The following is an 8,536-nucleotide window of genomic DNA, read 5'->3' on the forward strand; positions in this document are numbered from 1 at the left end:
CGGCGATCAGCTCGGTCGGGAAGTCGAAGAGCTTGGGCAATCCGTCCCAGAAGCCGCCGGCATTGCGCTCGTCGGCGAGGCTGAAGCCCGAGATCAGCAGCAGGGCGAGGATGGCGAACAGCAGGCCAGAATAGAGCCGCCGCTGCTGCACGTCGCGCAGATATGACGTGCGAAGGTCCGGGGGCCGGTTGCGGGGCGGACCGCCATAAGCGACTTCAGGCATTTGTGACGGTTCCCGGATGCGCCATGACGGCCGGACCCCTGGCAGGGCCCGGCCGGCTGGACTGTCTAGTCTTAGTTTTCCTGCGACTTCCGCAGGTCGATCATGGTCTGGTAGGCGTCGTGGGTGATCGGCGCGAAGCCGGCGGTCTCACCAGCGGCCATGTTGTAGGCGCACTGCTGGTCCTTGGCATGCAGACCCGAGAGGAACTCGACCATCTTGGTCTTGACCTCTGCGGGGAGGGCGCGGCGCAGCACGATCGGGCCTTCCGGGATCGGCTTCGACTTCCAGATCTCGACCAGGTCGTTCATGTCGACGAGGCCCGAGTCCACGGCCTTGCGCAGGGCACCCGAGTTGTAGCCATCGGCCCAGTCGCCCTGGCCATCGGCCCAGGTGACGCCAGCGTCGACATCGCCGTTGGCGACGGCGACGATGGTCTGCTCGTGGCCGCCGGTGAAGCGGACTTCACCGAAATAGGCGCCGTTTTCCATGCTGGCGCCGGTTTCCATGGGGATTTCCACCGACGGGATCAGGTAGCCGGAAGTCGAGTTCGGATCGCCGAAGCCGAAGACCTTGCCCTTCATGTCGGCCAGCGACTTGATGCCCGAATCGGCACGCGCGATGCCGATCGAGTGGTAGGCGAACGAGCCGTCGAGGTTGGTCTTGACCAGCACGACGTCAACGGCCTCGGGATCGGTGAGGTAGGTCTTGGCATAGGCGGAAGCGCCGAGCCAGGCCATGTCGATGGTGCCGCCGAGCAGGCCCTGGATCACGCCGTCATAGTCGGCGGGCGTGAAGATCTTCGTCGGTACGCCGAGCAGTTCCTCGGTGTAGGCGCGGACGCACTCGTTCGAGGTCAGGCGGTCCTGGGCGTTCTCGCCGCCGAGGATGCAGATGCGGAATTCGGTGATGTCCTGGGCGAAGGCCGGCGAGACGGCGGGCGCGACCAGCGTGGACGCGAGCAGCAGGGCTGCAACAAGCTTCTTCATTGGGTTTCTCCGGTAGAGCAGTTCGCCCCGGCGACGCGCCGGGGATTGGGGTCAGACGGCGACCGCAGCCTCGGCGGCGATGACGCCGCGCGGCCGGTTCAGCGTCTCGATGCTGGTGGAGGTGGCTTCCTCCGAAAAATCGGCGTCGGCACCGTAGATGTCACGCGCCACGTCGGTGGTCAGTCTATCGGCGGTGCCGTCGAACACGACACGGCCGCCGCGCATGCCGATGACGCGGTCGCAGTAGCGCCGGGCGGTATCGAGGGTGTGGAGGTTGCAGATGACCAGCCGGCCATCCTCGTCGTGGATGCGCCTGAGCGTATCCATGACCACCTGGGCGTTCATCGGATCGAGCGAGGCGATCGGCTCGTCGGCGAGGATGATCTGCGGGTCCTGCATCAGGGCGCGGGCAATGCCGACGCGCTGCTGCTGGCCGCCGGAGAGCGCCTCGGCGCGCTTGGGGCCGTGCTCGGCAATATCCAGGCGCTCGAGGATATCGATGGCGCGCAGGATGTCCTCGCGCGGGAAGAGGTTGAGCATGGTCTGCAGCGTGCCGCGCTGGTTCAGCCGGCCGAGCATCACGTTGGTGATGACGTCGAGGCGCGGCACGAGGTTGAACTGCTGGAAGATCATGGCGCAGTCGCGCTGCCAGTCGCGCAGGGCCTTGCCCTTGAGCGACGACACCTCGATACCGGAGAAGGCGATCCGGCCTTCGCTGACGTCGGTCAGCCGGTTGATCATGCGCAGCAGGGTGGACTTGCCGGCGCCCGAGCGGCCGATGATCCCGACCATCTGCCCTTTGGCAAACTCGAGGGAGACATTGTCGACAGCCGTCTTGACGCCAAATCGTCGCGTCACCCCGTTGAGCTTCAGCATCCCGACGACCCCGCCTGTTGCAACGGGACCGACTCCTATGGCCGTCACGCTACGGCCGGATGAAGGTTCGATGACGGGTTTGCGACAGTGCAAAAAGCTTGGGCTCGGAGGCGGAAACGGACGCAGTTCCAGCGGGTTAGGAGGGTTGGTTCGGAGCTATTCGTACTTCTCGAGGAAGGCTTCGATCGGCAGAGCGCGGAAATCGGGCAGCGCAACGTGCAGTTTTTCGTGGCTCCAGTCCCACCAGCCGAGCGCCAGCAGCCGGTCGGCGATGGGGGCTTCGAAGCGCTGCCGGATGGGCTTGGCGGGCACGCCGACCGCGATGGCGAAGTCGGCAACGTCCCTGGTGACCACGGCGTTCGAGCCGATGATGGCGCCATGGCCGACCGTGACGCCCGGCATGATCACAGCGCCGTGGCCGATCCAGGTGTCGTGGCCGATCTCGATGGCCTGCTCGGCGCGCCAGTCGAAGAACGCCTGGTCGTCGGCCTCGCCCTCGAAGTACCAGGCGGAGCGGTAGGTGAAGTGGTGCAGCGAGGCGCGTTGCATCGGGTGCTTGCTCGCATAGATGCGGACATGCGCGGCGATGTTGGCGAACTTGCCGATCGTGGCGTAGGCGATCTGGGTGCTGCCGACGCAGTAGGAGTAGTCGCCCATGGTGGTGTGGGCGATGTGGCAGCCCTCGCCGACCTCGGTGTAGCGGCCGAGGACGGAGTCCTTCACCCGCGCCGTGGGGTGGATGAACGGGGTGTCCGACAGTCGGGTCATGCAGCCCTCCTTGGCGCAAATGCGGTCACGTCGACGATGCGGTCGGCCACCTGGGAGCGGACGTCCTCGTCGTGGAAAATGCCGAGCAGCGCGGTGCCCGCTGCTTTCTTCTCGGCGATCATTTCGACGACGACGGCGCGGTTGGTGGCATCGAGCGAGGCGGTGGGCTCATCGAGCAGCAGCACCGGATGGTCGGTGATGAAGCCGCGCGCGATGTTCACGCGCTGCTGCTCGCCGCCCGAGAATGTGGCCGGGGGTAGCGACCACAGGCGTTCGGGCAGGTTGAGCCGGGCGAGGAGGGTGCGGGCGCGTTCGGTCGCCTCGTCACGGTCGGTGCCGCGGCTGACCAGCGGTTCGGCCACGACGTCGAGCGTGGTGACACGGGGGACGGTGCGGAGGAACTGGCTGACATAGCCGATGGTGTCGCGCCGCAGCTCCAGCACGGTGCGGGGGCTGGCAGTGGCCAGATCGACGGGTTGGCCGTGGTGGATCAGGCTGATCGAACCCTGGTCGACGCCATAATTGCCATAGACCATCTTCAGCAGGCTCGACTTGCCGGCGCCCGACGGGCCGCCGAGCACGACGCATTCGCCGGCACTGACCTCGAAGGCGACGCCCGACACGACGGGAAGGATGATCCCATCGCGCAGGTGCATGGTGAAGGATTTCGCGACATCGCGGACAGTGAGGAGGGCGGTCATCATCACACCTGCAGGATCGAGCTGACGAGGAGCTGGGTGTAGGGTTCGCGCGGGTCGTCGAGCACGCGGTCGGTGAGACCGGCCTCGATGACGTGGCCGTCCTTCATCACCATCATGCGGTGGCTGAGCAGGCGTGCCACGGCGAGGTCGTGGGTGACGAGGTTGCGGGCGATCTGCAGGCGCTGCCGCATGCCGCCCGAAAAGCTGCGCGGCTCGTCGTCGATGCGGTCCTCGGCGATCTCGACACGGCCCAGCCACTCGATGGCGGTCGACCGGATGTTGCCGTAGTGCCGGTTGCCGACGGCCATCATGCGCTCGCCGACATTGGCGCCGGCGGAGACGGTCATGCGCAGGCCATCGGCCGGATTCTGGTGCACGACGCCCCAGTCGGTGCGCATCAGGAAGCGGCGTTCGGCCTCACTGAGGTCGTAGAGGTTGCGCCAGCGCTCGTCGCGCATGCGGTATTCGGCGACGCCGGAGCTCGGCTCGAGGCGGGTCGAGAGGATGTTGAGCAGCGTGGTCTTGCCCGAGCCGGACTCGCCGACGATGGCGAGGACTTCGCCCGGCCAGAGCTCGAAGGAGACGTCGGCGCAGCCGAGACGGCTGCCGTAGTACTTGGCGAGGTTGTGGACGCGGAGGAGGGGTTCGGTGCTCATTCCGCAGCCTCCAGGGCGTGGCCAGCGAGCGTGCCACGGTGGCCGTGGGCGCGGCGGTCCTCGCAGTTGTCGGTGTCCGAACAGACGAACATGTGCCCGCCATGGTCGTCGAGGATCACCTCGTCGAGGTAGACGCCCTCGGCGCCGCACAGTGCACAGGGGTCCTCGAAGTGCTGGATCTCGAAGGGTTGGTCCTCGAAATCGAGGCTCACCACCTCGGTATAGGGCGGCACGGCGTAGATGCGCTTTTCGCGGCCGGCGCCGAACAGCTGCAGCGCCTCGCTCATATGCATCTTTGGGTTGTCGAACTTCGGCGTCGGCGAGGGATCCATGACGTAGCGGCCCTCCACCTTCACCGGGTAGGCGTAAGTGGTGGCGATGCGGCCGTGCCTGGCGATGTCCTCGTAGAGTTTCACATGCATCAGCCCGTATTCCTCGAGCGCGTGCATCTTGCGCGTCTCGGTCTCGCGCGGCTCGAGGAAGCGCAGGGGTTCGGGGATCGGCACCTGGTAGACCAGCACCTGGCCCTCGGTCAGCTTGGCTTCCGGGATGCGGTGGCGGGTCTGGATGATGGTGGCTTCGGCCGTGTGCGTGGTGGTCGCGACCTCCGCCACCTTGGCGAAGAAGGCGCGGATCGAGACGGCATTCGTCGTGTCGTCGGCGCCCTGGTCGATGACCTTCAGCGTGTCGGCGGGCCCGATGATCGCCGCGGTGACCTGGATTCCGCCGGTCCCCCAGCCGCGGGCGAGGGGCATCTCGCGCGAGCCGAACGGGACCTGGTAGCCCGGCACGGCCACGGCCTTGAGGAGGGCACGGCGGATCATCCGCTTCGTCTGCTCGTCGAGATAGGCGTAGTTGTAGGCGGGGTTGGTATCCCTCCCACCCTCATCCTGAGGAGAAGCCGTAGGCTTCGTCTCGGAGGAGGTGTCCGTGCGCGCTGGAGCATCCTACGAGACGGCCCTGCGGGCCTCCTCAGGATGAGGGTTGAGGTTGGATTGATGGGCGTTCATTCCGCGGCCTCCGGCAGCGTCTCGGGTTCGGCTGCAAGGCGCGCCTCGCGCTCGCGGCGGATGCGGCGGATCAGTTCGAGCTCGCCCTGGAAATCGACATAATGCGGCAGCTTCAGATGCTCGACGAAGCCGGCCGCCTCGACATTGTCGGAGTGGTAGAGGACGAACTCGTCCTGCTGGGCCGGGTACTCGGCGGCCTCGCCGAATTCGCGGGCCTTGAGGGCGCGGTCGACGAGCGACATCGACATCGCCTTGCGCTCGCTATGGCCGAAGGCGAGACCGTAGCCCCGCGTGAATTGCGGCGGAACGTCCTTCGAGCCGGCAAACTGGTTGACCATCTGGCATTCGGTCAGGGTGATCTCGCCGAGATCGACCGCGAAGCCCAACTCCTCGGGAATGAACTCGACCGAGACCTCGCCGACGCGGATCTCGCCGACGAAGGGATGGTTGCCGCCGAAGCCGCGCTGGACGGAATAGCCGAGCCCGAGCAGGAAACCCTCGTCGCCGCGCGCCATCGCCTGCAGGCGGACGTCGCGGTCGGCCGGGAAGGAGACCGGCTCGCGGGTGAGGTCGAAGGGGCGCGGATCGCCCTCGGGTGCGATCTCCGGCTCCATCAGGCCCTCGGCGCCGAGAATGTCGGGCACGCGGGGCATGTGAGCGTCGAGGGGGGCGCTTTCCTTCTCCCCGTGGGGGAGAAGGTGGCCCGGCGCAGCCGGGTCGGATGAGAGAAGGGATGCCGTTTCGGTCAAACCTTCGCCGTTTTGCCTTCCCTCACCCCAACCCTCTCCCCCGAGGGGAGAGGAGGCCGGTCGAGGCTCATCCATCAGCGCGAAATCGAACAGCCGGTGCGTGTAGTCGTAGGTCGGGCCCAGAACCTGCCCGCCGGGGAGATCCTTGTAGGTCGCCGAGACGCGCCGGCGGATCGCCATCTGCGCGGTGTCGACCGGCTCCGACGAGCCGAAGCGCGGCAGGGTGGTGCGATAGGCGCGCATCAGGAAGGCGGCCTCGATGACGTCGCCCTGCGCCTGCTTCAGCGCCAGAGCCGCGAGATCGGCGTCATAGAGCGAGCCTTCGTTCATGACGCGGGCACAGGCGAGGCCCTGTTGTTCGCGGATCTGCGCGACCGAGATCTCCGGCACGCCTGCATCGCCGCGGCGGGCCTCCGCGACCAGATCATGCGTGGCGAGGATCGCGGCCTCGCCGCCCTTGACGGCGACATACATCAGAGGGCCTCCCCGATCCGGGTCGAGCGCGGCAGTCCGAGGACGGCGTCGCCATGGCTGAGCAGGAGATCGACGCCCAGCGGATAGGCGTCATTGTTGGCGGCGACCTCGGCCCAGAAGCCGGGTCGCAGGCCGGCGGGCGCGATTTGGCGCGAGCGCGCGATGCCGGGCCCCGTCAGCGTGACAGTCTCGCCGCCGTCGAGTGCAGCGCATTGCACGATGATGGTCGTGGAGCGGTCGGGAAACTGGTCGGTGCCGGCGTCGAAAGCCGACAGCGCAGGGTCAATCGTTGCGCCGTCGATCACGGCGAAGGCGGCATCGCCCGGTTCCGAAACCAGGACCGAGCCGCAATGGAAGCGCAGCCAGGCGCCGGCCGCGCCGTCGCGCAGCACAGATGGCAGCCAGATCGGCGTCTCGTAATCGGCCAGCGTCAGCAGGGCGGTGGCGGTCGCGGCATGGAGGCCGTCCGGCGGGGTGATGCCGCCAGCGACACCCTGGCGCGTGCCGGGCTCGGCCAGCGCGGCGAGAAGCGCGCGGAAGGCGCCTTGCGACTGGAAGACCGGGTCGGAGAAGCCCGGGCCGATCAGGGTGTCGGTCGTCATCACGCGCCTCTAACCAGAGTGAAGAAATCGACCTTGGTGGCCGCGGCCTTGCGCGAGGCTAAGTCGCGTGCCGTGTGCTGGCGGTCGGCCAGAACATCGATGGCGCCATGCAAGGCGCCGTCCGGCCCCTCGATCTGCAATCTCGCATCGAGGATGGCGGCCAGGCGCGCCTTGCGGGCGTCGCGGCCCAGCGCATAGGAGAACCCCATCGCACCGCCATCGAGCCGCACGACGCAACGCGTCACGGTCGCCTCGCCGAGATTGAAGCGGCGGCCGGCGCCCCCGGCGCGTCCCTCAACCATCACGGTGCCGGTCTCGGGCGCCTTCAGAACCTCGTGTCCTGGCAGGTCCGGCCCGACGAGATCGGCGATCTCGGTGCGGCTGGCACGGGCGAGGATTGCCATCCAGCGCTGCCTTGGGGTCTGCTCTGGGGTCATCGTCATCCGCCGTCTGGTGGTTCGCTAATGTCTAGACTATGATAGTCCGGCTGCGGTGAAAGGTCTATACATTTTGCATGACGCTTTGGTGACTGCTTCCGACGATGCCGGTCCGCCCGACGCCGCCACGGCTTGGCGCCGGATCGCCGACGAACTGGCCGGCGCCATCGGCAGGGGCGACTACGCGGCGGGCGACACGCTGCCGGCCGCCACCGCGCTGGCCGAGCGCTACGGCGTGCATCGCCATACGGTGAGGCAGGCCTTCCGGCATCTGGCGGAGCAGGGGTTGGTCACGGTCTCGCGCGGGCGCGGCACGCAGGTCAGCGCCCGGCGCGTGCCCTATCCGCTCGGCCGCCGGGTCAGCATGCGCGCCAATCTCGGCCGGATCGGCATGGTGGGGTCGAGTGAGATGTTGTCGGCCGAGATCGTCGAGGGCGAGGGCGATGTCTGCGCGCCGCTCGGGTTGGACGCGGGAGCCCGGCTTTGGCGCGTCGAGGGGCGGAGCCTTGCCGATGGCACGCCGATGGGCACCGGTACGCATTGGCTTGCAGTGGCGCGCTTTCCGGCTTTCGAGGAAGCCTATCGCGCGGCCGAGGGCTCGATGACGGCCGCGCTGAAGGCCTATGGCATCACCGATTATGTCCGTCTCTCGACGCGCCTCACCGCCCGTCTCGCCAGCGAACGCGAGGCGGCGCTGCTGCGGATCGAGCCCGGCGCGGCGGTGATGGTGTCGCTGGCGGTCGATGCCCTGCCGGATCTCACGCCGATCCATCTCGTCAGCAGCGTCTTTGCCGGCGAGCGCATGGAGATGGTGGTCGAGCCGTTCGCGGAGTGACACGCCCCGTCTTGCCAGCGCCGCGACGGGGATAACGATCCGGACTTATCCCCGCGCTCAAAACCCACGCCTATCCTGCCCTCGCTCCGCCCGACCAAGGGGGCTGTCGCGAGGCATCGTGCGGCCGGGCGGGGTTTGCGGGTTTCGTCGCTTGCGGCCGTTGCGGGCCGAAGGCGGCGGAGGCGCAGATCGCCATCGCGCGGGTGAGTCAGGCCGCGC

General features: G+C 67.7%; 10 protein-coding genes and 1 pseudogene. 1 reads left to right on the forward strand and 10 read right to left on the reverse strand.

What is annotated here, in order from left to right; translation table 11 throughout:
• The 10 genes and pseudogenes from Q8M82_RS18575 to phnG all read right to left on the reverse strand — a co-directional run.
• Nucleotides 1-223: pseudogene (locus tag Q8M82_RS18575) on the reverse strand (phosphonate ABC transporter, permease protein PhnE); the annotation flags it as partial.
• Nucleotides 224-294: 71 nt separating this feature from the next.
• Nucleotides 295-1,209: a phosphonate ABC transporter substrate-binding protein gene (gene phnD / locus Q8M82_RS18580; RefSeq protein ID WP_305692782.1), complete on the reverse strand. Its 915-nt coding sequence runs from the start codon at nt 1,207-1,209 to the stop codon at nt 295-297.
• A gap of 51 nt (nt 1,210-1,260) precedes the next feature.
• Nucleotides 1,261-2,085 carry a phosphonate ABC transporter ATP-binding protein gene (gene phnC, locus Q8M82_RS18585; RefSeq protein ID WP_305692783.1) on the reverse strand — a complete coding sequence of 275 codons (825 nt, stop codon included), beginning with the start codon at nt 2,083-2,085 and terminating at the stop codon, nt 1,261-1,263.
• A gap of 156 nt (nt 2,086-2,241) precedes the next feature.
• Nucleotides 2,242-2,853, reverse strand: a complete 612-nt coding sequence (locus tag Q8M82_RS18590) for a DapH/DapD/GlmU-related protein (RefSeq protein WP_305692784.1) — start codon at nt 2,851-2,853, stop codon at nt 2,242-2,244.
• A complete protein-coding gene (gene phnL / locus Q8M82_RS18595; protein WP_305692790.1) occupies nt 2,850-3,554 on the reverse strand; it encodes a phosphonate C-P lyase system protein PhnL in 705 nt (234 codons plus the stop codon). Before phnL ends, Q8M82_RS18590 begins: the two co-directional genes overlap by 4 nt.
• Before the next feature lie 2 nt (nt 3,555-3,556).
• Nucleotides 3,557-4,210, reverse strand: coding sequence for an ATP-binding cassette domain-containing protein (locus Q8M82_RS18600; protein ID WP_305692785.1), 654 nt, complete (start codon nt 4,208-4,210; stop codon nt 3,557-3,559).
• Nucleotides 4,207-5,034: an alpha-D-ribose 1-methylphosphonate 5-phosphate C-P-lyase PhnJ gene (locus Q8M82_RS18605; protein ID WP_371126405.1), complete on the reverse strand. Its 828-nt coding sequence runs from the start codon at nt 5,032-5,034 to the stop codon at nt 4,207-4,209. Before Q8M82_RS18605 ends, Q8M82_RS18600 begins: the two co-directional genes overlap by 4 nt.
• 182 nt (nt 5,035-5,216) lie before the next feature.
• Nucleotides 5,217-6,443 (reverse strand): carbon-phosphorus lyase complex subunit, encoded by a 1,227-nt coding sequence (locus Q8M82_RS18610; protein ID WP_305692786.1) that lies wholly within the window; start codon nt 6,441-6,443, stop codon nt 5,217-5,219.
• Entirely contained in the window at nt 6,443-7,045 is a 603-nt protein-coding gene (gene phnH, locus Q8M82_RS18615) for a phosphonate C-P lyase system protein PhnH (RefSeq protein WP_305692787.1), read from the reverse strand. Before phnH ends, Q8M82_RS18610 begins: the two co-directional genes overlap by 1 nt.
• Complete coding sequence (phnG, locus tag Q8M82_RS18620) at nt 7,045-7,488, reverse strand: phosphonate C-P lyase system protein PhnG (protein WP_305692788.1); 444 nt, start codon at nt 7,486-7,488, stop codon at nt 7,045-7,047. The genes phnH and phnG overlap by 1 nt, the downstream gene beginning before the upstream one ends.
• A gap of 82 nt (nt 7,489-7,570) precedes the next feature.
• Between phnG and phnF the strand changes: the two genes are divergently transcribed.
• Entirely contained in the window at nt 7,571-8,317 is a 747-nt protein-coding gene (gene phnF, locus Q8M82_RS18625; RefSeq protein WP_305692789.1) for a phosphonate metabolism transcriptional regulator PhnF, read from the forward strand.
• The last annotated feature ends 219 nt before the right edge of the window (nt 8,318-8,536 follow it).

This window comes from Allobosea sp., from assembly GCF_030694325.1.
In the GTDB taxonomy this organism is placed as follows: domain Bacteria; phylum Pseudomonadota; class Alphaproteobacteria; order Rhizobiales; family Beijerinckiaceae; genus Allobosea.